Source organism: Pseudomonas sp. GW823-FHT04A03 (assembly GCF_058796615.1).
Genome location: NZ_JBXAIV010000009.1, coordinates 21,521 through 44,064, shown reverse-complemented (window position 1 = coordinate 44,064; position 22,544 = coordinate 21,521). Strand labels below are relative to the sequence as shown.

Here is a 22,544-nt window from a genome sequence, read left to right as displayed (position 1 = left end):
ACTTTCATGGCCTATCAGTTCGATTTTTTGCCGGTGGTGGAAAACACCGACCTGCTGCTGCGCGGGGCGCTGTTCACCCTTGAGCTGACGGCCATCGGCGCGCTGCTCGGGGTTGGCGTGGGCATCGTCGGGGCGCTGGTGCGGGCGTGGAACATCCGCCCGTTCTCGACGATCTTCGGCGTTTATGTGGAGTTGATCCGCAACACACCGTTTCTGGTGCAGCTGTTCTTCATCTTCTTCGGCCTGCCGTCCCTCGGCGTTCAGATTTCCGAGTGGCAGGCGGCGGTGCTGGCGATGGTGATCAACCTCGGCGCGTACTCGACCGAGATCATCCGCGCCGGCATCCAGGCGATACCGCGCGGGCAGCTGGAAGCTGCGGCGGCATTGGCGATGAGCCGCTTCGAAGCGTTCCGCCACGTGGTGCTGTTGCCGGCGCTGGGCAAGGTCTGGCCGGCACTGAGCAGCCAGATCATCATCGTCATGCTCGGTTCGGCGGTGTGTTCGCAGATCGCCACCGAGGAGTTGAGCTTCGCCGCCAACTTCATTCAGTCGCGCAACTTCCGGGCCTTTGAAACCTACGCCCTGACCACCCTCATTTATCTGTGCATGGCGCTGCTGATCCGTCAGTTGCTGAACTGGCTCGGCCGACGCTACCTGTCGAAAAGCAGTGCAAGGAGCAGCCAATGAGCGACTTCACGTTCTGGGACATCCTGCGCAACCTGCTCACCGGCCTGCAATGGACACTGGCGCTGTCGCTGGTGGCGTTCATCGGCGGCGGGATCGTCGGGTTGCTGATCCTGATCATGCGCATCTCGAAAAACCCGCTGCCCAGCAGCATCGCCCGCACCTGGATCGAACTGTTCCAGGGCACGCCGCTGTTGATGCAGCTGTTTCTGGTGTTCTTCGGCGTGGCACTGGCCGGGGTGGAGATTTCGCCGTGGATGGCGGCGGCGATTGCCCTGACGCTGTTCACCAGCGCCTACCTGGCCGAGATCTGGCGCGGTTGCGTCGAGGCGATTCCCAATGGTCAGTGGGAGGCGTCGTCGAGCCTGGCGCTCAATCCGCTGGAGCAACTGCGCTACGTGATCCTGCCGCAAGCGCTGCGGATTGCCGTGGCGCCGACCGTAGGTTTCTCGGTGCAAGTGGTCAAGGGCACCGCCGTGACCTCGATCATAGGCTTCACCGAACTGACCAAGACTGGCGGCATGCTCGCCAACGCCACCTTCGAACCGTTCATGGTCTACGGCCTCGTCGCCGCCGGCTACTTCCTGCTCTGCTACCCCCTGTCCCTCAGTGCGCGCTACCTGGAAAGGAGACTGCATGCCTCTGCTTAGAATTTCCGCCCTGCATAAATACTACGGCGATCACCACGTGCTCAAAGGCATCGACCTGAGCGTCGAGGAAGGCCAGGTGGTGGCAATCATCGGCCGCAGCGGCTCGGGCAAATCCACCCTGCTGCGCACCCTCAACGGTCTGGAGTCGATCAACGACGGCGTGATCGAAGTCGATGGCGAATACCTCGACGCCGCCCGCGCCGATCTGCGCAGCCTGCGGCAGAAAGTCGGGATGGTGTTTCAGCAGTTCAATCTGTTCCCGCACCTGACGGTCGGCGAAAACGTGATGCTTGCACCGCAGGTGGTGCAGAAAGTGCCCAAGGCCAAGGCGCGAGAACTGGCGCGGCAGATGCTGGAGCGCGTCGGTCTGGGTGAGAAGTTCGACGCGTTCCCGGAACGCCTCTCAGGTGGCCAGCAGCAACGGGTGGCGATTGCCCGGGCGCTGGCGATGTCTCCCAAGGTGTTGCTGTGCGACGAGATCACCTCGGCGCTGGACCCCGAACTGGTCAACGAAGTGCTCAGCGTGGTCCGCCAGCTCGCGAAAGAAGGCATGACGTTGATCATGGTCACCCACGAAATGCGCTTCGCCCGGGAGGTCGGGGACAAACTGGTGTTCATGCATCAGGGCAAGGTCCACGAGGTGGGGGATCCGAAAGTGCTGTTTGCCGATCCGCAGACGCCAGAGCTGGCGAATTTCATTGGCACTGTTGAAGCGACTGCCTGAGGGCTCTGCGGGGGCCTGACGGACGCATTCGCGAGCAAGCTCGCTCCCACAAAGGAACGCGCACCCCTGTGGGAGCGAGCTTGCTCGCGAATGGCCGCGCCGCGGTCTTGAGACTTTATGCGCTGAATCAAGGGTTTGAACCATGCGCGTTGGCGGCAGCGTTTGATCGTGGCACGATGTCGGGGTTATCGACCGAGACCCCCACACCATGCCGCAATCCCAAGCCAAGAATCTGTCCCTGATCGCCGCGATCGACCTGGGCTCCAACAGCTTCCATATGGTCGTGGCCAAGGCCCAGAACGGCGAAATCCGTATTCTCGAACGGCTCGGTGAAAAGGTTCAGCTGGCCGCCGGCATCGACGATGAGCGTAAGCTCAACGAAGAATCCATGCAGCGCGGGCTCGACTGCCTCAAGCGCTTTGCCCAACTGATCAACGGCATGCCGCTGGGCGCCGTTCGGATCGTCGGCACCAACGCCCTGCGCGAGGCGCGCAACCGTGGCGAGTTCATCCGCCGCGCCGAAGAAATCCTCGGCCATCCGGTGGAAGTCATCTCCGGCCGTGAAGAGGCCCGCCTGATCTACCTTGGCGTGTCCCACACCCTCGCCGACACCCCGGGCAAACGCCTGGTCGCCGACATCGGCGGCGGCAGTACCGAATTCATCATCGGCCAGCGTTTCGAACCGCTGCTGCGCGAAAGCCTGCAGATGGGCTGCGTGAGTTTCACCCAGCGCTATTTCAAGGACGGCAAGATTACCCCGGCCCGCTACGCCCAGGCGTACACGGCGGCGCGGCTGGAAATCATGAGCATCGAACACGCCCTGCACCGCCTGACCTGGGATGAGGCCATCGGCTCCTCGGGCACCATCCGTGCCATCGGCCTGGCGCTGAAGGCCGGCGGACACGGCACCGGTGAAGTGAACGCCGAAGGCCTGGCATGGCTCAAGCGCCGCCTGTTCAAGCTCGGCGATGTCGACAAGATCGATTTCGAAGGCATCAAGCCGGATCGCCGGGCGATCTTCCCGGCCGGTCTGGCGATTCTCGAAGCGATCTTCGACGCACTCGAACTGCAACGCATGGATCACTGCGAAGGCGCGCTGCGTGAAGGCGTGCTGTATGACTTGCTCGGCCGCCATCATCACGAAGACGTGCGCGAACGCACCCTGACCTCGCTGATGGAGCGCTACCACGTCGACCTGGAACAAGCCGCACGGGTCGAACGCAAAGCCTTGCACGCCTTCGATCAAGTGGCTGTGGACTGGGAACTGGACGACGGCATCTGGCGCGAACTGCTGGGCTGGGCGGCGAAAGTGCACGAAGTCGGCCTCGACATCGCTCACTATCACTACCACAAGCACGGCGCTTACCTGATCGAGCACTCGGACCTTGCCGGGTTCTCCCGCGAAGACCAGCAAATGCTCGCCCTGCTGGTGCGCGGCCACCGTCGCAACATCCCCAAGGACAAGTTCGCCGAGTTCGGCGACGACGGCGACAAGCTGATCCGCCTGTGCGTGCTGCTGCGTTTCGCCATCCTGTTCCACCACATCCGTGGCACCCAGGCGATGCCGCAAGTGGCGCTGCATGCCAACGGCAACAACCTCGACGTGGAATTCCCGGAGAACTGGCTGGATGAAAACCAGCTGACCCAGGCGGATTTCGGGCTTGAGGCCGAGTGGCTGACGCGGGTGGGGGTTGTTCTGACCGTGCATTGAGTAACGGGCAGGCACAAAAAAGGCGATCCGGATGGATCGCCTTTTTTATGGCTTTGAAACCTGCGGTCAGCTGCTCACCGGCAGAATCGGGCTGCCCAATCGCTCCAGCAACGTCGCCTGCGCACTGCGCGGGTTCTGGTTGCCGGTCGGCGTGTTGCGGATGTAGCGGCCGTCCGATTGCAGGCTCCAGCTGTGGGTGTTGTCGGTCAGGTACAGCTCCAGCTCTTTCTTGACCCGGGTCAGCAGCTTCTTGCCTTCCACCGGGAAGCAAGTCTCGACGCGCTTGTCGAGGTTGCGCTCCATCCAGTCGGCGCTGGACAGGAACATCTGCTCCTCGCCACCGTTGAGGAAGTAGAACACCCGGGTGTGCTCGAGGAAGCGGCCGATGATCGAGCGCACGTGAATGTTGTGCGAAACCCCGGCGATGCCCGGACGCAGGCAGCACATGCCGCGCACCACCAGATCGATGCGCACGCCGGACTGGCTGGCCTTGTACAGCGCGCGGATGATCTTCGGATCGGTCAGCGAGTTGAACTTGGCGATGATGTGCGCCGGTTTGCCGTCGAGCGCGAATTGGGTTTCGCGCAGGATCATGTCGAGCATGCCCTTCTTCAGGGTGAACGGCGCGTGCAGCAGCTTCTTCATGCGCAACGTCTTGCCCATGCCGATCAACTGGCTGAACAGTTTGCCGACGTCTTCGCACAAGGCATCGTCGGAGGTCAACAGGCTGTAGTCGGTGTACAGACGGGCGTTGCCGGCGTGGTAGTTACCGGTGCCGAGGTGCGCGTAACGCACGATCTCGCCGGCTTCGCGGCGCAGGATCAGCATCATCTTGGCGTGGGTCTTGAAGCCGACCACGCCGTAGATCACCACCGCACCCGCCGCTTGCAGACGGCTGGCCAGTTGCAGGTTGGACTCTTCGTCGAAGCGCGCACGCAGCTCGATGACCGCCGTCACTTCCTTGCCGTTACGCGCGGCGTCCACCAGCGCATCGACGATTTCCGAGTTGGCGCCGGAACGGTACAGGGTCTGGCGCACGGCCAGAACGTGCGGGTCTTTCGCGGCCTGGCGCAGCAGGTCGACCACCGGGGTGAACGACTCGAACGGGTGCAGCAGCAGGATGTCCTGCTTGCTGATCACGCTGAAAATGTTTTCGCTGTTTTGCAGCAATTTCGGAATCTGCGGCGTGAACGGCGTGTATTGCAGCTCCGGATGGCTGTCCAGGCCGGTGATGCTGAACAGACGCGTCAGGTTCACCGGGCCGTTGACCTGATACAGCTCGGTCTCGCTCAGGTTGAACTGTTTGAGCAGATAGTCCGACAGGTGTTTCGGGCAGGTGTCGGCGACTTCCAGGCGCACGGCGTCACCGTAACGACGCGAGAACAACTCGCCACGCAGGGCGCGGGCCAGGTCTTCGACGTCTTCGGAATCGAGCGCAAGGTCGGCGTTTCGGGTCAGGCGGAACTGGTAGCAGCCCTTCACCTTCATGCCCTGGAACAGGTCATCGGCGTGGGCGTGGATCATCGACGACAGGAACACATAGTTGTCGCCAGGGCCGCCGACTTCTTCCGGCACCTTGATAATCCGAGGCAGCAGGCGTGGCGCCGGGATGATCGCCAGACCGGAATCGCGACCGAAGGCGTCGATACCTTCGAGCTCGACGATGAAGTTCAGGCTCTTGTTCACCAGCAACGGGAACGGGTGCGTCGGGTCTAGGCCGATCGGGGTGATGATCGGCGCGATCTCGTCGCGGAAATAGCGGCGCACCCAGGTCTTGAGCTTGGCCGTCCAGTTGCGACGACGGATGAAGCGCACCTGATGCTTTTCCAGCTCCGGCAGCAGGATGTCGTTGAGGATCGCGTACTGGCGGTCTACATGACCGTGCACCAGCTCGCTGATACGGGCCAGGGCCTGATGCGGTTGCAGGCCGTCGGCACCGGCCTGTTCACGGGCAAAGGTGATCTGTTTCTTGAGGCCGGCGACGCGAATTTCGAAGAATTCGTCGAGGTTGCTGGAGAAGATCAGCAGGAACTTCAGCCGCTCCAGCAACGGGTAGGACTCGTCCAGCGCCTGTTCCAGCACGCGGATGTTGAACTGCAGTTGCGACAATTCACGGTGGATGTACAGGCTGCTGTCATCCAGGCCGGGAATCGCGATCGCCGGAACCGCCGTGGCAGGCTCGGTTGCCGGCGCGGGTGGCGCAGGCTCCAGCTCCGGCGGGGTTTCGGTAATCTGCTCGACCACGGGTTGAGCTTCTTTTACGGCAACTTCAGTGAGTCCTTCGGTATTCATCGAATGTTCCTGGGAGGGCTATTTCTGCTCTCGTAACAATTGAGCGGCACGGACAGCAAAGTAAGTCAGGATGCCATCAGCGCCGGCACGTTTAAAGGCGGTCAGGGATTCGAGGATCACGCCTTCGCTCAACCAGCCATTCTGGATCGCCGCCATGTGCATGGCGTATTCGCCGCTAACTTGATAGACGAAGGTCGGCACTTTGAAGGCATCTTTTACCCGGAACAAAATGTCCAGGTACGGCATGCCGGGTTTGACCATGACCATGTCCGCGCCTTCAGACAAGTCCGCGCCCACTTCGTGCAGCGCTTCGTCGCTGTTGGCCGGGTCCATCTGATAAGAAGCCTTGTTCGCCTTGCCCAGGTTCGCGGCCGAACCCACGGCATCGCGGAACGGGCCGTAATAGGCGCTGGCGTACTTGGCCGAGTAGGCCATGATCCGCACGTTGACGTGACCGGCCAGCTCCAGCGCTTCGCGGATCGCCTGGATGCGCCCGTCCATCATGTCCGACGGGGCAACCACCTGGGCGCCCGCAGCGGCGTGGGACAAGGCCTGTTTGACCAGTGCGTCGACGGTGATGTCGTTCTGCACATAGCCTTCTTCATCGAGAATGCCGTCCTGACCGTGGGTGGTGAACGGGTCGAGGGCGACGTCGGTGATCACGCCCAGTTCTGGGAATCGGTCACGCAGCGCGCGGGTGGCGCGCTGGGCGATACCTTCCGGATTCCAGGCTTCGGCGGCATCGAGGGATTTGAGTTCAGGAGGGGTGACCGGGAACAGCGCCAGCGCCGGAATTCCCAGTTCGACCCATTTGGCGGCTTCTTCGAGCAGCAGGTCGATGGTCAGGCGCTCGACACCCGGCATCGAGGCCACGGCTTCGCGGCGGTTTTCACCGTCGAGCACGAACACCGGCAGGATCAGGTCATCGACCGTCAACACATTCTCACGCACCAGCCGCCGGGAAAAATCATCACGACGATTGCGACGCAGGCGGGTGGCAGGGAACAGACGGTTGGCTGGGGTAAAGCTCACGGCAGACTCCTGAGCCCGCGCAAACGGGCGAGCGTGACAGTTATAGACGGCCATTATGACGAACAGATGACAGTTGTGTGAGACCTGTGACGTGTAGTCGCATTCCATTCTCAGCGTAGGAATTGTTCACGTCGAGACACATTTGGACACTTTCCTGAATGTGTCCGAAGGGTTAGGCTGCGCGTTCATTTCGCCAGCACCCAGACAATGCTCCAACAATTTCTGCATGACTTCGGCTACTTTGCCCTGTTTCTCGGCACGTTTTTCGAAGGCGAAACCATCCTGGTGCTCGCGGGTTTCCTCGCGTTCCGTGGATACATGGACATCAACCTGGTGGTGGTCGTGGCGTTCTTCGGCAGCTATGCCGGCGATCAGCTGTGGTACTTCCTGGGCCGCAAGCATGGGCGCAAGTTGCTGGCGCGCAAACCGCGCTGGCAGATGATGGGCGACCGCGCGCTGGAACACATCCGCAAGCACCCGGACATCTGGGTCCTGAGCTTTCGCTTCGTGTACGGCCTGCGCACGGTGATGCCGGTAGCGATCGGCCTGTCGGGCTATCCGCCGGGACGCTATCTGCTGCTCAACGGTATCGGCGCCGCGATCTGGGCCACCGCCCTGGCCGCTGCCGCCTACCACTTCGGCGCCGTGCTCGAAGGCATGCTCGGCAGCATCAAGAAGTATGAGTTGTGGGTACTGGGCGCGCTGCTGGTGCTCGGCCTGGGCCTGTGGCTGCGCCGCCGGTTCAAGAATGCCCGGTTGGCGAAAAAGGTCTACGAAGAAGAGCAGGCCGAGCAACTGGCCAAGGCTGAACGGCACAAAGCCGAAATGGCCAAGGCTGCCGATCCTAAGACGCCAGCCGAGTAAGTCGCTGGCGGCAGCAATACAGCCCGATGCCGCTGAGCAGGCTGTAACTGAGCAGGCCGAGCCACATCCCCGGGCTGGCCGGCCACAGCCCGACCAGCGGCGCCAGCCACACCAGCGGCAGGTTCGATGCCAGCCGCAGCACTTCCAGCCTCCCCGCCCACGGGCGATTCTCCAGGGCCACGCCCAACACGAACAAACCGAACGCCACCGCGCCCCAGCCGAGCAGTAATGCGCCGGTGGGCAGACTGCGTTCCAGATTCAGCAGATAGCTGCCCAGCGCCACATACACGCCGAACTGCAACCCCACGTACCACTGCTGACGGCTGTCCAGCGGCACCTCGAATTTGCGGAACTGACTCAGGTCCGGCTTGCTCATCGGGTACTTCGCCGCGACATCCGCCGGGCGCCAGCCAGTGCGCATGAACCAGATCCGGATCTTGTCCCAGGTGCGCTCGGCACGACGCGCGTCATCCCATAGCTGCGCGTAGAACTGCAGGTTGGCCCACAACGGATTCCAGCTCGCCAGCGGTGTGGTCACGCCGAAAATCACCGGTTCGTTGTCGTCCTCTTCCTGGAACGAGCCGAACAGACGATCCCAAATAATGAACACCCCGCCGTAGTTGCGATCCATGTAGAGAGCGTTCTGTGCATGGTGGGCCCGATGATTGGACGGCGTGACGAAGCACCACTCGAACCAGCCGAGCTTGGGAATGTGCCGGGTGTGGACCCAGAACTGATAGAGCAGATTCAGCGCCGCGACACTGACGAACACCAGCAGCGGCACCCCGAGTACCGCCATCGGCAGGTAGAAGATCCAGCCCAGCAGAAACCCGGTGCTGGTCTGGCGCAAGGCGGTGGAAAGGTTGTAGTCCTCGCTCTGGTGATGCACCGAATGCGCGGCCCAGAGGATGTTGCGTTCATGGCCCATGCGATGCAGCCAGTAGTAGCAGAAGTCATAGAGGACAAAGGCAAACACCCAGACCCAGACGCTGTCCGCAGGCAACCTGACCAGCGCCAGATGCTCCAGGGCAAACGCGTAGGTCACCAGGCCCACACCCTTGGTCAACAGGCCGGTGGTGGTCGACAACACCCCGGTGCTGATGCTGTTCACCGCATCGGCCAGGCGATAGTTGCTCACCCCGCGCCAGCGGTCGGCGATGAGCTCCGCCGCAATCAATACGAAGAAAAAAGGCACCGCATAGAAAATGAAGTTCATGACGCGCCCTGATCGAGGTCCGTGTGGACAGATCCTAGGTGTAGCCGTGGCTTGCCCCTATGGCAACGAACGCCAATTTAGTGGACATTTAACGCCATGAATCTGGAGAGAAACCCATGAGCAAAAAAGTTGCAGTGATCCTGTCCGGTTGCGGCGTGTACGACGGCGCCGAGATCCACGAGAGCGTCATCACCCTGCTGCGCCTCGATCAGCGCGGCGCACAGGTGCAGTGCTTCGCCCCGAACATCGCGCAATTGCATGTGATCAACCACCTGACCGGTGAAGAAATGCCCGAATCGCGCAACGTGCTGGTGGAATCGGCGCGCATCGCCCGGGGCAACGTCAAGGATCTGCGCGAGGCCGATGTCGAGGACTTCGACGCGCTGATCGTGCCCGGCGGTTTCGGTGCGGCGAAGAACCTGTCGAACTTCGCCATCGAAGGCGCGGGCTGCACCGTACAGCCGGAAGTGCTGGCGCTGGCCGAAGCCTTTGCCGAAGCGGGCAAGCCTGTTGGCCTGATCTGCATCTCGCCGGCGCTGGCCGCGAAGATCTACGGCCCGGGCGTGACCTGCACCATCGGCAACGATGCCGACACGGCCGCCGCCATGAACAAGATGGGCGCCACCCACGAAGACTGCGCGGTGACCGACATCATCGAAGACAAGGCGCGCAAACTGGTGACCACCCCGGCGTACATGCTGGCGCAGACGATCAGCGAGGCGGCTTCGGGGATCAACAAGCTGGTGGATCGGGTGCTAGAGCTGACCCACGAAAACGACGCCTGAGCCCCTCTTCCACTGGATCAAGACTGAACACTGTGGGAGCGAGCTTGCTCGCGAAAGCGGTGGGCCATTCAATACTGTGTTGTTTGGCCTGACGCCTTCGCGAGCAAGCTCGCTCCCACAGGTCTTGTATAAGGCTCAGGACTGGCGCGCCAGCCGCGTCAGGATCCGGTCCAGCGCATTGGCGAACGCCTGCTTCTCCCGGTCACCGAACGGTGCCGGGCCACCGCTGACCTGGCCCTGTTCACGCAGATCGGTGAACAGATTGCGAGTCGCCAGCCGCTCTCCCATGTTCTGCGCGTCGAACTCCTTGCCTCGCGGATCCAGCGCTGCAACGCCCTTCTTCACCAGCCGGTCGGCCAGCGGGATGTCGCTGCAGATCACCAGTTCGCCCGGCACCGCGTGCTCCACCAGATAATCGTCCGCTGCATCCGGGCCGCTCGGCACCACGATCAGCTTGACGATCGCCAGCGCCGGTTTGCTTTGCGGCTGCCCCGCCACCAGCACCACTTCGAAGCGGCGCTTGAGGGCGAACTTCACCACCAACTCCTTGGCCATCTTCGGGCAGGCGTCGGCATCGATCCATACGCGCATGTTTTCTACCTCCAAAAAATTCGCGAGCAAGCTCGCTCCCACAGATTACGCACCAACCCTGTGGGAGCGAGCTTGCTCGCGAATATGAGCGCAGCGAATGCCTTTAAGCAGCAGTCACCCTACGTTTTTCAGCCACCCAACTGCGACCGTACAGCACGATAATCGCCGCAATCGCCACGGCCTGCGCCGTCAGCGAGTACGCATCGGCGTGAATCCCCAGCCAGTCGAAATCGAAGAACGCCACCGGCCGGGTGCCGAAGATTCCGGCTTCCTGCAACGCCTTCACGCCGTGGCCGGCGAACACCACCGACAACGCGCAAAGCAGCGCTGCGTTGATGCTGAAGAACAGTGTCAGCGGCAGTTTCGCCGAGCCGCGCAGGATCACCCACGCCAGACCGAACAGCAGCACCAGCGCCGTCGCGCCGCCAGCGAGTACCGCGTTATGCCCGGCGGGGCCGGCCTGCAGCCACAGGGTTTCGTAGAACAGGATCACTTCGAACAGCTCGCGGTACACCGAGAAGAACGCCAGGATCGCAAACCCGAAACGCCCGCCTCCGCCCACCAGGCTCTGCTTGATGTAATCCTGCCAGGCCGCCGCGTGCCGACGGTCGTGCATCCACACGCCGAGCCACAACACCATGACGCTGGCGAACAGCGCCGTGGCGCCTTCAAGCAGTTCACGCTGGGAGCCGCTGACATCGATCACATACGCCGCCAGCGCCCAGGTGCCGAGGCCGGCCAGCAGCGCCAGACCCCAACCGACGTTGACGCTGCGCACCGCCGATTGCTGGCCGGTGTTGCGCAGGAACGCGAGGATCGCCGCCAACACCAGAATCGCTTCCAGACCTTCGCGCAGCAGAATCAGTAGCCCGGAGATGTAGCTCAGCGACCAGCTCAGACCATCGCTGCCCAACAGGCCGGCGGATTCCTTGAGTTTGGCCTTGGCCGCGTCGAGACGCTGTTCGGCCTGCTCCACCGGCAAGCCGTCCTGCAGCGATTGCCGATAGGCCATCAGGGATTTTTCGGTGTCCTTGCGCACGTTGGCGTCGACGTTGTCCAGCGAGCTTTCGACCAGTTCGAAGCCTTCCAGATACGCCGCCACCGACAGGTCATAGGCCTGATCGTGCTCACCGGCGCGGTACGCCGCCAGGCTCTTGTCCAGCGTCGCGGCGGTGTAGTCGAGCAACTGCGCCGGGCCGCGCTTGACCTGCGGCGGCTGCGCCCGTTGTACGCGGAAGATCGCGGCGGCTTCAGCACCTTCGGCAGCCTGCACTTCGGCCGGGGTCTGACGGGCCAGGTCGGCGATGTTGTAGGTCTTGTCGGATTTGGCCGTGGCCGGATCAGCGCTGAACTGCGCGATGTAGGTCGCCAGGTCCCAGCGCTGACGGTCATCCAGCTGATCGGCGAAGGCTGGCATGTCAGTGCCTTCGACGCCCTGGCCGAGAGTGCTGTAGATCGCGTACAGGCTCAGGTGATCCATCCGCGCAGCGGCGCGCAGATTGGCCGGCGCCGGCGTCATGCCGAGACCCGCCGGGCCGTCGCCGGCACCCGTATCGCCGTGACACACCGAGCAGTTTTGCGCGTACAGCGGCGCGCCACGGGTCGGATCAGGCGTGATGATCGGGGCCTGGCTGACTTCATAGGCCACCGCCAGTTTCGCGCCCAGTTGCCGGGCCTGACGGGCAACGTCCGTGCCGTCCTGTTTCGCCGTGATCGCGGCATGCAAGGCAGTCACGCCTTGTTCCAGCGCCGCTTTCTCAGGCTTGGCCGGCAGGCCGGCGATCAGCCCTTGCAGCACCTGGGTGAATTCCAGCTGCTCGCGGTACTCGCCGTCGTCGATGACCTTGCCTGCCTCTACCGTCGGCGGGTAATCGGCGCTGATGTAATCGAGCAGGTGCAGCGCTTGCGGCGCGCCTTCCACGGTGTCGGCCAGCAGATTGAAGCTGCTCAGGGCGCACAACGGGAACACCAGCCAGGCCAGTAATCGGGACGCGGCAGTCATGAATGAGTCTCAAATGGAAATGCGAAGTTACATATTGTTCACGTCGAGCGCGTTTCCCTCAAGCTTTCTTGGCGGCCCGGCGGTTTTTAGCGCAAGGGTGCGCTCGTCTTGCGGTAGTGTTCGGCCATGAATTCGACGAACACCTGCACCTTCAGCGCCACATGCCGGGCATGGGGATACAGCGCGTAGTAATGCCGCTGGCCGAGGCTGTAGTTGGGCAGGATCTGCACCAGCCGGCCACGCAACAAATCGTCCTGCACCGTGGCCCGGGTGAACGCGGCAATCCCGATACCGGCCAGCGCCGCCGCATGTAGCGAGCTGATCGAGTCCGCCTTGAATCGGCCCTGGGCGCGTACCGCTGTCGTCAGCCCGCGCGCATCAGTCAGCGACCAGTCGCCACCGCCAGCGAACGCGAGCAGTTGATGGTCGGCCAGCTCACTGACCTGGCGCACCAGACCGTGTCGCGCGACGTAGGTCGGCGATGCCACCAGCACCAGCTCGGACACCGTCAGCAGACGCGCCACCAAGGATGAATCCGCCAGCGGCCCGCAGATGCGCAGCGCCACATCGAAGCCTTCGGCGATCAGGTCGACAAAACGGTCATCGCAAGACAGATCGACCTCAACCTCGGGATAACGCTGCTGAAACGCCGGCAGCCAGCTCGCCAGTTCCAGCGTGCCGATCACCACCGGCGCGCTGATGCGCAACAATCCACTGGGGGTTTCACGGGCCTGCCCGACCGCCAGCGCGGCCTGATCGAGGCGATCGAGAATGTCCACGCACGCGGCGTAATACTGCTGCCCCGCCGTGGTCAGGCTGAAGCGCCGGGTGTTGCGGTTGATCAGGCGCGTGCCGAGCTCCGCCTCCAGTTGCTGGAGCTGGCGGGAGATCGTCGAATGCGTGGTGTCGAGCCGCTCGGCGGCGGCAGTGAAGCCGCGACACTCGACGATGCAACGGAACGCGCGCATGGCCAACAGCTGATTCATCGAAGCCCTCAGTCGAGTGGCAGGCGAACGATCTGCTGCGTGGTCATGACGTCACCGAAGGTGTCCTCGATTTCGGCCAGCGCCGCGCGGTGCAGGCTGTCCTTGTCGACGGTGTCGCCGTTGACGCGGGTGATCGCCCGGGTCGCCGAAGCATCGGATGCTACCACGACCTGATAGCCCAACGGCGCGGCGTCCCGGGCGCCGCCAGCGACACAGGCGTGGGTCATCAGCCCGGCGAAAATCACAGTCTTGATGCCGGCCTGCTTGAGCTGCCGATCGAGGTCGGTGCTGGCGAACACGCTGACCGTGGACTTTTGCAACACGTGATCCTGCGCCCTCGGCTGCATCAGCGGATGAAACTTCACGGTCTCGCCGCCCTGCGCGAACACCGGCGAGCCGGCGGGCGCAACGTGCTGGACCTGGAACACCGGAATCTTCGCCTGATCGGCAAAGCGGATCAGCTCACGGGCCTTGTTCATGGCTGCGATGCCGTCGGGAATCGGCAGACGCCCGCTGAAGTACTCGTTCTGAAAATCGATCACCACCAGCGCGGTGGTTTTCGGATCAAGGCGCTCGATCGGCGCCGCGCCGGATATTGCACGAATGGTTGGATGAGTATCCACCGTAGAACTGGCCATCGCACTGCTGACCGCGGCGAGACCAAGACTGGCGAACAGGATTTTGAACAGTGAGCTGCAGCGATACGTTTGCGAGAGAGTCATGGCGAGATTCCTGTAGAGAGGCGTGTAAGTCGGGCCAAGTCTAGGAACCCGCAAACGGCCTGACCACGGCACTATTGGCACATGATCTGTGCAACTTTTGCACAGATCATGTGAAGAAAATCCGCCCGGCAATTAGCCATCACCTCCCACTATAATGCGCCACTTCAGCCGCCTTTCTATTCAAGGAAGACCTCCTCGCCATGCGCCATTGCCTGCTGTTTTCCCTGTTGTTCAGCATCGTCTTGCAGTTGAGCGGTTGCGGGGCCTATCGCAATTACGACCTGGAACTGGAACAGACCACCGATCAGTTGAAGGCGGGCAACCCCAACGGTGCGCTGGCCCTGATCGAGGCGCATAACCCGGATGAAGAAAAAGACCTGCTGTATTACTTCGAGAAAGGCGCAGTACTCAGTGCTGCCGGGGAGTTGCCGCAGAGTCAGGTCGCCTGGCGCAGCGCCGAACAGATGGTGATCCAGCGTCAAGACACCATTGAAACCGCCGGCGACAAGTTGCTGTCCGCCCTGGGCAATCAATGGGGCAGCATCATCAACGACAAGATTCGTCGCTACGATGGTTACGACTATGAAAAGGTCATGCTGACCACGCAGATGGCCCTGAACCAGTTGGCCGTGAATGACTTCGACGGTGCCCGCGCGGACATCAAGAAAACCCACGAACGCGAAACACTGATTGCCCGGCAACGGGAGCTGGAATACGAACGCGTTGAAAACGCCGCCAAGGATCAAGGCGCCCGTGTGCATTACAAGGATCTGCAAGGTTACCCGGTGATCATGCTGGATTCGCCGGCGGTCATCGCTCTGAAGAACGGCTATCAAAGTGCGTTCAGCCACTACCTGGCCGGGTTCACTTATGAAGCCCTGGGTGAAAAGGATCTGGCGGCACCCGGTTATCGTCAGGCCATAGAACTGCGTCCTGACATGCCGTTTTTCCAACAGGCATTGCGTGACCTCGAAAGCCCCGGGCTCAAGGCTGGCGAAAGCGATGTGCTGATCATCGTGCAAAGCGGGCTGGCGCCGGCTCGCAGCTCCGTGCGCGTGCCGTATCCGGTGAAGCTTGAGGACGGCCAGGTGATCGTGGCCAATGTATCGTTTCCGGTGATGGTGCCCGACACGTCCACCCCACCCTTCAATCAGATCAGCCTCGACGGTCGTCCAAAGAAGCTGATCACGGTCAACAACATCACCGACATGTCCTTGCGCACCCTGCGCGACGACATGCCCGGGATCATCCAGCGCACCACCTATCGAGCGTTCCTGGCCGCAGATGTCCAGGGCACCGACAATCGGCGCAACCCGGCGAAGGCGTCGTACGTGACCCATTACGATGGATTCGAGCACGCAGACACCCGTACGTGGCGCACCCTGCCCAACCTCACTCAAGTACTGCGCCTGCGTCTGAAGAAAGGCGAACACTTGATCAGCCTGCCAACCGCACCCGGTGTCGCACCAATGAAAATCCGCATCGATCAAGATCGACAGATCATCGGCCTGCGTGCCCTGGGCGACAGAATCTACGCCAACGGCAGCGCTTTCCAGGCTTTCGCCTCTCCGGAAAGCCGCGTGGTATCCGGCCTGAAATAAGTAATGGCACCTAACTAACCAGTGCAATTAAAAAGCTATTACATAGCCAGCATGGCCCGCTTATAATGCCGCGCCCGCGCTATCGCGTTGCGGCATTAAAGCTCCTCTTGTTATGAGGAATTGGCAGGAGGCCAGCGCCACTGCCGATCGGTCCCAGCAGCCCGACCCGCACCCGAGGCTGTCGCTACTCATGGAAGAAGTACCCCATGGCATTCCGCGCTCCCACTCTGATCGCGCTCAGCGCTGTCACCCTGCTGTCCGGCTGTTCGGCGTTTCGCAACTACGATTCCGAACTGGCCCAGACCAACCAGCAACTGGCCACCGGCAACGTCGACGCCGCTCTGACCCTGCTGGAAAAGAACAACACCGGCCCGGACAAGGACCTGCTCTATTACTTCGAGAAGGGTGAACTGCTGCGCGCCAAGGGCGATCTGTCCGGTAGCCAGAATGCCTGGACCAGCGCCGACCAGGTGGTGGGCAAGTGGGAAGACTCGGTCAAGCTCGACACCGACAAGTACCTGGCCCAGTTCGGCAGTTTCCTGGTCAACGACAAGGTGCGCCGCTACGAAGGCTACGACTACGAAAAAGTCATGCTGACCACGCAGATGGCCCTGAACCTGCTGGCGGTCAACGATTTCGACGGCGCCCGCACCGCGATCAAGAAGACGCACGAGCGTGAAGCGGTGATCGCGGATCTGCGCGACAAGGAATACCTCAAGAGCGAAGAGGAAGCCGAGAAAGAAGGCATCAAGACCGAATACAAGGACTTGCAGGGCTACCCGGTCGCCAGCCTCGACGCGCCGGAAGTGGTCGGCCTGAAAAACAGCTACCAGAGTGCGTTCAGCCATTATCTGGCCGGTTTCGTCTATGAAGCCCTGGGCGAGAAAGACCTCGCTGCGCCGGGCTATCGCAAGGCTGCCGAGCTGCGCCCGAACACGCCGCTGCTGGAGCAGGCGCTGGTCAACCTCGACAAGCCGGTCAAGAGCGACGACAGCGACATCCTGATCGTGGTGCAAAGCGGCCTGGCGCCGTCCCGCGACTCGATCCGCGTGCCGCTGCCGCTGCCGATCTCCAACAACGTTGTGATCACTCCGCTGTCGTTCCCGATCATCAAACCTGACACCTCCACCGCGCCCTTCGCGCAGATCGGTGTCGATGGCCAACAGGTCGACCTGACCGCACTGAACAGCACCACCGCCATGTCCCGCCGCGCCCTGCGCGATGACATGCCGGGGATCATCCTGCGCACCACCGTGCGCGCGATCACCAAGGGTGTGGCGCAGAAGAAGATCAACGAAACCAACCCGCTGGCCGGTCTGGCGGTCGGTATTTCTTCAGCTGTGCTCGAAGGTGCCGATACCCGTACGTGGCGCACCCTGCCGGACACCACACAAGTGGTACGCCTGCGCTTGAAGAAAGGTGAGCACCAAGTCACTCTGCCGAGCGCCGTCGGTGGCTCTCAGGTCAAGGTGACCGTCGATCAGCGTTACCAGGTAATCACCCTGCGCGCCGTCGGCAATCAGGTGTTCGCCGCAGGCCTCGCCGCCCACGTCACCCCGAGCGCTGGCGCCACCGCCGTGGCCAGCCTCAAACAACCTTAAGAACGGAGTCTTTGCATGCGCTTCAAACTCATCGCCGTCGCCGCCCTCGCCCTGTTGGCGAGCGGTTGCGCCACCCCGCCACCACCGGAGCCGGGCAGTGCCGCGAGCAAGGTCGTGGCCATGGGCCCGCAGAAACACATCGTGGTCGGCGCGATGCGCGTGGCCCGCGAAAACGGCTTCATGACCGTCAACGTGCAGTTGAGCAACACCCTCAACAGCAACAAGACGTTCTACTACCGTTTCGCCTGGCTCGGGCCGGAAGGTTTCCCGATCGCCGAAGAAGAAGTCTGGAAGAGCCAGATGATGTACGGCGCCCAGACCAGCTTCATCCAGGGCATCGCCCCGACGCCGAAAGCCGTGGATTTCCGTCTGGAACTCAAGACACCTTAAGCCCGACACCCTATTCCCGATTCAGAGAGCATTCCCATGTTTGCACGCTTTTCCTTCATCGCCGTCCTCGCCCTGCTGGCCAGCGGTTGCGCCAACACTTCGCCGACCCTGGGCAGCAAGAACATCAGCTACGGCGACACCAAGGCCGTTGAAACCGTGACCAACGAGTTCGGTTCGACCGACCTGCAGATGATCGCCGAGTCGATGACCCGATCCCTGGCCCAGTCCGGCATTCTGCAGGGTCGCCCTGTGGTGCAGGTCTATGACGTGAAGAACAAGACCAGCGAATACATCGACACTCGCGAAATCACCACCAGCATCAAGACCCAGCTGATGAAGTCCGGCACCGCCCGTTTCGCCAGCGACAACACCGCGATGCAGAGCCAGGTCGACCAGCTCAAGCTGCAAAACCAGAGCGGCCTGTACAAGAAGAGCACCGTGGCCAAGACTGGCAACATGATCGCTGCCAAATACCGTCTTGAAGGTTCGATCAGCTCGATCGTCAAGCGCAGCAGCGACTACAAGGACGTCTTCTACAAATTCAGCCTGCAACTGATCGACGTTGAAAGCGGTCTGGCCGAGTGGATGGACGAGAAAGAGATCCGCAAAACCACGGAGCGTTAATCGATGCGCGCATGGATTGGCATGATGGCCCTGGCTTGCGCGTTCAGCGTGCAAGCGGCCCCGAAAGTCGCGGTGACGGATCTGGCGTACCAGGAACGTGTGGAGCAGTACATCCACATCGTTTCGGCCCAGAACAATTACCGCGAGGGTTACTACAGCTCCAGCGGCTCTTCGAGCTACAACGAGCTCGAAGCCACCACCAGCTACATCGAACAAGGCGAACTGCGTAAATTCACCGGCGACATCAAGGGTGAAATCCTGCGCACCGGCATGTTCCAGCTGGTGCAGGGCACGCCGTACACCGCGTCCTCCAAGGGTGACGTCTACGACGTGATCAAACGGATCAAGGCCGGCAACTTCAAGGGTGCCGACTACGTGCTGTTCGGCACCGTGTCGGACATCGACTTCACCCAGGACGTGAACGAGCTGGCGAACACCGACAGCTACTCCGCCGTGCTGGGCCTGACGTTGGTGGCGGATTTCAGCCTGATCAACACCAAGACCTTCGAGATCACCTCGGCCTTTACGGCGATGGGTGAAGCGCAGGACACCAAACTGGTGAACCACCGCGACATCAAGATCTCGCTCAACCGCCCGCGGGTGGTGCGTGACGTCTCTAAGGCGCTGGGCGAAGACGTGGCCGGGCAGCTGAGCATGCAGCTCGGCGGTGGCGGTTACGAGCAGCCGCGTGAACCGCAGCAGCGTAACAATCTGCCGCGTGATACGGCGCCAGTGATTCTTCACTGACCGACTGCCGGAAACGAAAAAGGCGACCTTCTCAGGTCGCCTTTTTTTGTGGCTGCATGCTTTATGCGGCGGCTTTGCGCAACGTCGCCATGAACGCCGCGGCGCCAATGAACAGTCCGGCAAACGTGCGGTTCATGCGTCGCTGCTGGGTCGGTGTACGCAACAGGCGCAACACCTTCGACGCCAGACCGGTGTAGCCGGCCATGACGATCAGGTCGACCGCGATCATGGTCACGCCGATCACCACGTACTGGATCAGCAGCGGCGCATGCGGATTGATGAATTGCGGCAGCACCGCGAGCATGAACACCAGGGCCTTGGGGTTGCTGATGTTCACCAGAAAGCCTCGGAACACCAGGGCCAGCGGCTTGCCGATCGGCCGGACCGCCGCGTCGTCACTCATGTCCATCGGCAGTGCGCGCCATTGTTTGATCGCGAGATAAACCAGGTAGGCGACACCGAACCATTTGATCGCATGGAACGCGGTGGCCGAAGCGGTGAGGATCGCGCCGACACCGGCGCCGACGATGGCAATCTGCACAGCCAGGCCGATCTGCAGGCCCAGGGCATTCCAGTAGCCGCGCCAGAAACCGTATTGCAGGCCGCTGGACATCGACGCAATGGCGCCGGCACCCGGAGAAAGACTGATCACCCAGCAGGCGGCAAAAAACGCCAGCCATGTTTGAAGCTCCATCGCACACCTCGACTTCGGACTCGTGACAATCCTCAAAGCTAATGCGGATTTGGCTGGATGACTACCGATTTTTTGCAGGATGTTGCGGCCGCCGACCAACGTGGCCGGCGCCCGATCACTTTTCGAAACCGCTGGAAGGGAAGATATCCGTGCCGCGCCAGCGGCGCACCGAACGCTGGAAGAACAGGCTGTTGGGCACTTGCACCATGGCGCTGCCGGTGCCGAGTTCTTCGGCTTCGATCAACGTGGTGTAAAGCAGATTGATCGCCACCACTCGGCCTTTGACGCCGGGCTTGTCGGTGGTATCGACCAGTTCGACCACATCGCCAAGACGGAACGGGCCGACGGTGAAGATCAGAATCGCGCAGAGCAGGTTCGACAGCACGCTCCACATCGCAAAGAACGCCACCGCCGCCACCGCGACGAAACCCGACAACGCGGTCCACAGCACCGTGGCCGACACCCCGAGGCGTTCCAGCACAAAGATCAGCGCACTGCCCATGATCAGCCAGCGCAGACCACCGCGCAGCGGCATCAGCAACTGCGGCGGGAACGGATACTTTTCGCCCAGGCGGGTCAGGAATCGAGCAACGACGCGCTGGGCGAAGTAACCGGCGAGCAGGATCAGCAGAATCTGCACGCCGAGCCAGATCGGCTCGACCCACATCGCCGGCAATGGGAGTTTGAAGGCGTCCATCAGGACAATGCCTCCAGCTCCGCCTGCATGCTTTCCAGCGTTTCAAGGGCTTCCATCCACGCTTCTTCAAGTTCGCCTTCGCGAACTTTCAGCTTGGCCTGCTCGGCCAGCAGGTCACGCAATTCGTTCTTGCGCGCCGGCTCGTAGATGTCGCTGTCGCCAAGGCTGGCATCGACCTTCGCCAGTTTCTCGTGCAGCTTGCCGAGCTCGGCTTCTAGCTTGTCGGCCTCACGTTTGTGCGGCGCCAGTTGCTGACGCAACGCAGCCGCGGCCTGACGCTGGGCCTTCTTGTCGGTCTTGTCCGGGTTGACCGGTGTGTTGCTGACCGGGGCGTTGCGCTGGCGGTACTCGACCAGCCAACGGGCGTAATCTTCGAGGTCGCCATCAAACTCCTCGACCTTGCCGTCCGCGACCAGGAAGAAGTTGTCGGTGGTGCTCTTGAGCAAATGCCGATCGTGGGAAACCACCAGCACCGCACCGCTGAACTCCTGCAACGCCATGGTCAGCGCCAGACGCATTTCAAGGTCCAGGTGGTTGGTCGGTTCGTCGAGCAGCAACAGGTTCGGCCGTTCCCAGGCAATCAATGCCAGGGCCAGACGGGCCTTTTCGCCACCGGAGAAATTCAGCACCGGCTCGTCGATGCGCGCGCCACGGAAGTCGAAACCACCGAGGAAGTCGCGCAGGGTCTGCTCGCGTTCGGTCGGCGCCAGACGCTGCAGGTGCAGCAACGGGCTGGCCTTGGAGTCCAGCGAGTCGAGCTGATGCTGGGCGAAGTAGCCGACTACGGTGTTCTCACCGCGAGTCAGGCGCCCGGCCAGCGGTTCGAGCTCACCGGCGAGGTTTTTGATCAGGGTCGATTTACCCGCGCCGTTGGGGCCGAGCAAGCCGATCCGCGCGCCGGGGGTCAGTTGCAGCTTGACCTTCTCCAGCACGGTTTTCTCGCCATAACCCAGGCGCGCATCGGACAGATCGATCAGCGGGCTGGAGATCTTGGTCGACTCGCGGAACACGAAGTCGAACGGCGAATCGACGTGGGCCGCCGACAGCTCTTCCATGCGCTCCAGCGCCTTGATCCGACTCTGGGCCTGACGGGCCTTGGTGGCCTGGGCCTTGAACCGGGCGATGTAGCTTTCCATGTGCGCACGTTGCGCCTGCTGCTTCTCGTAGGCCTGTTGCTGCTGGGCCAGACGTTCGGCGCGGGCGCGTTCGAACGCGGTGTAGCCGCCACGGTAGAGCGTCAGCTTGCGCTGATCGACGTGGGCCACGTGGTCGACCACTTCATCGAGGAAATCCCGGTCGTGGGAAATCAGCAGCAAGGTGCCGGGGTAACTTTTCAGCCACTCTTCGAGCCAGATGATGGCGTCGAGGTCCAGGTGGTTGGTCGGCTCGTCGAGCAGCAACAGGTCTGATGGGCACATCAAAGCCTGCGCAAGGTTCAGACGCATCCGCCAGCCACCGGAGAAATCTCCTACCTGACGATCCATCTGCTCGTTGGTGAAACCGAGGCCAGCCAGCAATTTGCGCGCCCGCGCATCGGCGGTGTAGCCGTCGGCACTGTCGAGTTCGGCGTGCAGGCGGGCCAGCGCGGTGCCGTCGTGGGCCTCTTCGGCCGCTGCGAGCTCACGCTGCACTTCGCGCAGGCGCAGGTCGCCGTCGAGCACATAGTCGACCGCCAGACGTTCGAGCGTGTCGACCTCCTGCCGCATGTGGGCGATACGCCAGTCGGCCGGCAGCAGGCAGTCGCCCGAGTCCGGGTGCAGCTCACCGCGGAGCAAGGCGAACAGGCTGGATTTGCCGGCACCGTTGGCACCGATGAGGCCGGCTTTGTGGCCGGCGTGCAGGGTCAGCTCGGCGTCTTCTAGCAGACGTTGCGGGCCACGCTGTAAAGTCAGGTTCTGAAGTCGGATCATAATGGCGGCGGAGTCTACCAG

At 62.2% G+C, this 22,544-nt stretch carries 21 protein-coding genes; 11 read left to right on the top strand and 10 right to left on the bottom strand.

All coding sequences use genetic code 11. From position 1 onward, the window contains the following. Positions 1 to 6: 6 nt before the first annotated feature. From AC1Q9F_RS21125 to ppx, 4 genes are all read left to right on the top strand, one after another. The gene (locus AC1Q9F_RS21125; protein ID WP_085606035.1) at positions 7 to 687 is read left to right on the top strand and encodes an amino acid ABC transporter permease; all 681 of its coding nucleotides are present in this window, start codon (positions 7 to 9) and stop codon (positions 685 to 687) included. Beyond that, positions 684 to 1,334 carry an amino acid ABC transporter permease gene (locus AC1Q9F_RS21120; RefSeq protein ID WP_085606037.1) on the top strand — a complete coding sequence of 217 codons (651 nt, stop codon included), beginning with the start codon at positions 684 to 686 and terminating at the stop codon, positions 1,332 to 1,334. The genes AC1Q9F_RS21125 and AC1Q9F_RS21120 overlap by 4 nt, the downstream gene beginning before the upstream one ends. Then, the gene (locus tag AC1Q9F_RS21115) at positions 1,321 to 2,058 is read left to right on the top strand and encodes an amino acid ABC transporter ATP-binding protein (RefSeq protein ID WP_492620899.1); all 738 of its coding nucleotides are present in this window, start codon (positions 1,321 to 1,323) and stop codon (positions 2,056 to 2,058) included. The genes AC1Q9F_RS21120 and AC1Q9F_RS21115 overlap by 14 nt, the downstream gene beginning before the upstream one ends. Positions 2,059 to 2,266: 208 nt before the next feature. Next, positions 2,267 to 3,769, top strand: a complete 1,503-nt coding sequence (ppx, locus tag AC1Q9F_RS21110; protein WP_492620898.1) for an exopolyphosphatase — start codon at positions 2,267 to 2,269, stop codon at positions 3,767 to 3,769. A 66-nt stretch (positions 3,770 to 3,835) separates the two neighbouring features. On the opposite strand, the gene ppk1 is transcribed toward ppx, so the two are convergent. Both ppk1 and hemB read right to left on the bottom strand, forming a co-directional pair. Further along, positions 3,836 to 6,061, bottom strand: a complete 2,226-nt coding sequence (gene ppk1, locus AC1Q9F_RS21105; protein ID WP_207984289.1) for a polyphosphate kinase 1 — start codon at positions 6,059 to 6,061, stop codon at positions 3,836 to 3,838. 18 nt (positions 6,062 to 6,079) lie between these two features. Then, positions 6,080 to 7,093: a porphobilinogen synthase gene (gene hemB / locus AC1Q9F_RS21100; protein WP_007951836.1), complete on the bottom strand. Its 1,014-nt coding sequence runs from the start codon at positions 7,091 to 7,093 to the stop codon at positions 6,080 to 6,082. A gap of 207 nt (positions 7,094 to 7,300) precedes the next feature. Between hemB and AC1Q9F_RS21095 the strand changes: the two genes are divergently transcribed. After that, a complete protein-coding gene (locus tag AC1Q9F_RS21095) occupies positions 7,301 to 7,957 on the top strand; it encodes a DedA family protein (protein WP_207984290.1) in 657 nt (218 codons plus the stop codon). Here the strand turns inward: AC1Q9F_RS21095 and AC1Q9F_RS21090 are convergent. Next, positions 7,938 to 9,173 carry a sterol desaturase family protein gene (locus tag AC1Q9F_RS21090; protein ID WP_492620897.1) on the bottom strand — a complete coding sequence of 412 codons (1,236 nt, stop codon included), beginning with the start codon at positions 9,171 to 9,173 and terminating at the stop codon, positions 7,938 to 7,940. The two genes, AC1Q9F_RS21095 and AC1Q9F_RS21090, sit on opposite strands and share 20 nt — an antisense overlap. A 116-nt stretch (positions 9,174 to 9,289) precedes the next feature. Here AC1Q9F_RS21090 and elbB point away from each other — a divergent pair, with 116 nt between their 5' ends. Further along, positions 9,290 to 9,958, top strand: coding sequence for an isoprenoid biosynthesis glyoxalase ElbB (gene elbB, locus AC1Q9F_RS21085; RefSeq protein ID WP_085606045.1), 669 nt, complete (start codon positions 9,290 to 9,292; stop codon positions 9,956 to 9,958). 135 nt (positions 9,959 to 10,093) lie between these two features. On the opposite strand, the gene AC1Q9F_RS21080 is transcribed toward elbB, so the two are convergent. The 4 genes from AC1Q9F_RS21080 to AC1Q9F_RS21065 form a co-directional block, all read right to left on the bottom strand. After that, positions 10,094 to 10,549: a YaiI/YqxD family protein gene (locus tag AC1Q9F_RS21080; RefSeq protein ID WP_085746828.1), complete on the bottom strand. Its 456-nt coding sequence runs from the start codon at positions 10,547 to 10,549 to the stop codon at positions 10,094 to 10,096. 103 nt (positions 10,550 to 10,652) lie between these two features. Beyond that, positions 10,653 to 12,551, bottom strand: coding sequence for an FTR1 family protein (locus tag AC1Q9F_RS21075; protein ID WP_492620896.1), 1,899 nt, complete (start codon positions 12,549 to 12,551; stop codon positions 10,653 to 10,655). Positions 12,552 to 12,637: 86 nt separating this feature from the next. Next, positions 12,638 to 13,537, bottom strand: coding sequence for a LysR family transcriptional regulator (locus tag AC1Q9F_RS21070; protein ID WP_492620895.1), 900 nt, complete (start codon positions 13,535 to 13,537; stop codon positions 12,638 to 12,640). Positions 13,538 to 13,545: 8 nt separating this feature from the next. After that, positions 13,546 to 14,259, bottom strand: a complete 714-nt coding sequence (locus AC1Q9F_RS21065; RefSeq protein ID WP_492620894.1) for a cysteine hydrolase family protein — start codon at positions 14,257 to 14,259, stop codon at positions 13,546 to 13,548. Between the two features lie 200 nt (positions 14,260 to 14,459). Here AC1Q9F_RS21065 and AC1Q9F_RS21060 point away from each other — a divergent pair, with 200 nt between their 5' ends. From AC1Q9F_RS21060 to AC1Q9F_RS21040, 5 genes are all read left to right on the top strand, one after another. Beyond that, positions 14,460 to 15,860 (top strand): COG3014 family protein, encoded by a 1,401-nt coding sequence (locus AC1Q9F_RS21060; RefSeq protein ID WP_492620893.1) that lies wholly within the window; start codon positions 14,460 to 14,462, stop codon positions 15,858 to 15,860. Between the two features lie 206 nt (positions 15,861 to 16,066). Beyond that, positions 16,067 to 17,461 (top strand): COG3014 family protein, encoded by a 1,395-nt coding sequence (locus tag AC1Q9F_RS21055; RefSeq protein WP_492620892.1) that lies wholly within the window; start codon positions 16,067 to 16,069, stop codon positions 17,459 to 17,461. Between the two features lie 15 nt (positions 17,462 to 17,476). Next, positions 17,477 to 17,851 (top strand): YcfL family putative periplasmic lipoprotein, encoded by a 375-nt coding sequence (locus AC1Q9F_RS21050; RefSeq protein WP_011336502.1) that lies wholly within the window; start codon positions 17,477 to 17,479, stop codon positions 17,849 to 17,851. A 36-nt stretch (positions 17,852 to 17,887) separates the two neighbouring features. After that, positions 17,888 to 18,475, top strand: a complete 588-nt coding sequence (gene lpoB / locus AC1Q9F_RS21045) for a penicillin-binding protein activator LpoB (protein ID WP_007951848.1) — start codon at positions 17,888 to 17,890, stop codon at positions 18,473 to 18,475. Between the two features lie 3 nt (positions 18,476 to 18,478). Next, entirely contained in the window at positions 18,479 to 19,222 is a 744-nt protein-coding gene (locus AC1Q9F_RS21040) for a penicillin-binding protein activator LpoB (protein WP_492620891.1), read from the top strand. A 61-nt stretch (positions 19,223 to 19,283) separates the two neighbouring features. Here the strand turns inward: AC1Q9F_RS21040 and AC1Q9F_RS21035 are convergent, their stop codons facing one another. From AC1Q9F_RS21035 to AC1Q9F_RS21025, 3 genes are all read right to left on the bottom strand, one after another. Then, the gene (locus tag AC1Q9F_RS21035) at positions 19,284 to 19,916 is read right to left on the bottom strand and encodes a LysE family transporter (RefSeq protein WP_064600316.1); all 633 of its coding nucleotides are present in this window, start codon (positions 19,914 to 19,916) and stop codon (positions 19,284 to 19,286) included. A gap of 115 nt (positions 19,917 to 20,031) precedes the next feature. Beyond that, positions 20,032 to 20,613, bottom strand: a complete 582-nt coding sequence (locus AC1Q9F_RS21030) for a mechanosensitive ion channel family protein (RefSeq protein WP_007951853.1) — start codon at positions 20,611 to 20,613, stop codon at positions 20,032 to 20,034. Beyond that, complete coding sequence (locus tag AC1Q9F_RS21025) at positions 20,613 to 22,523, bottom strand: ATP-binding cassette domain-containing protein (RefSeq protein WP_007951855.1); 1,911 nt, start codon at positions 22,521 to 22,523, stop codon at positions 20,613 to 20,615. Before AC1Q9F_RS21025 ends, AC1Q9F_RS21030 begins: the two co-directional genes overlap by 1 nt. Positions 22,524 to 22,544 lie beyond the last annotated feature (21 nt).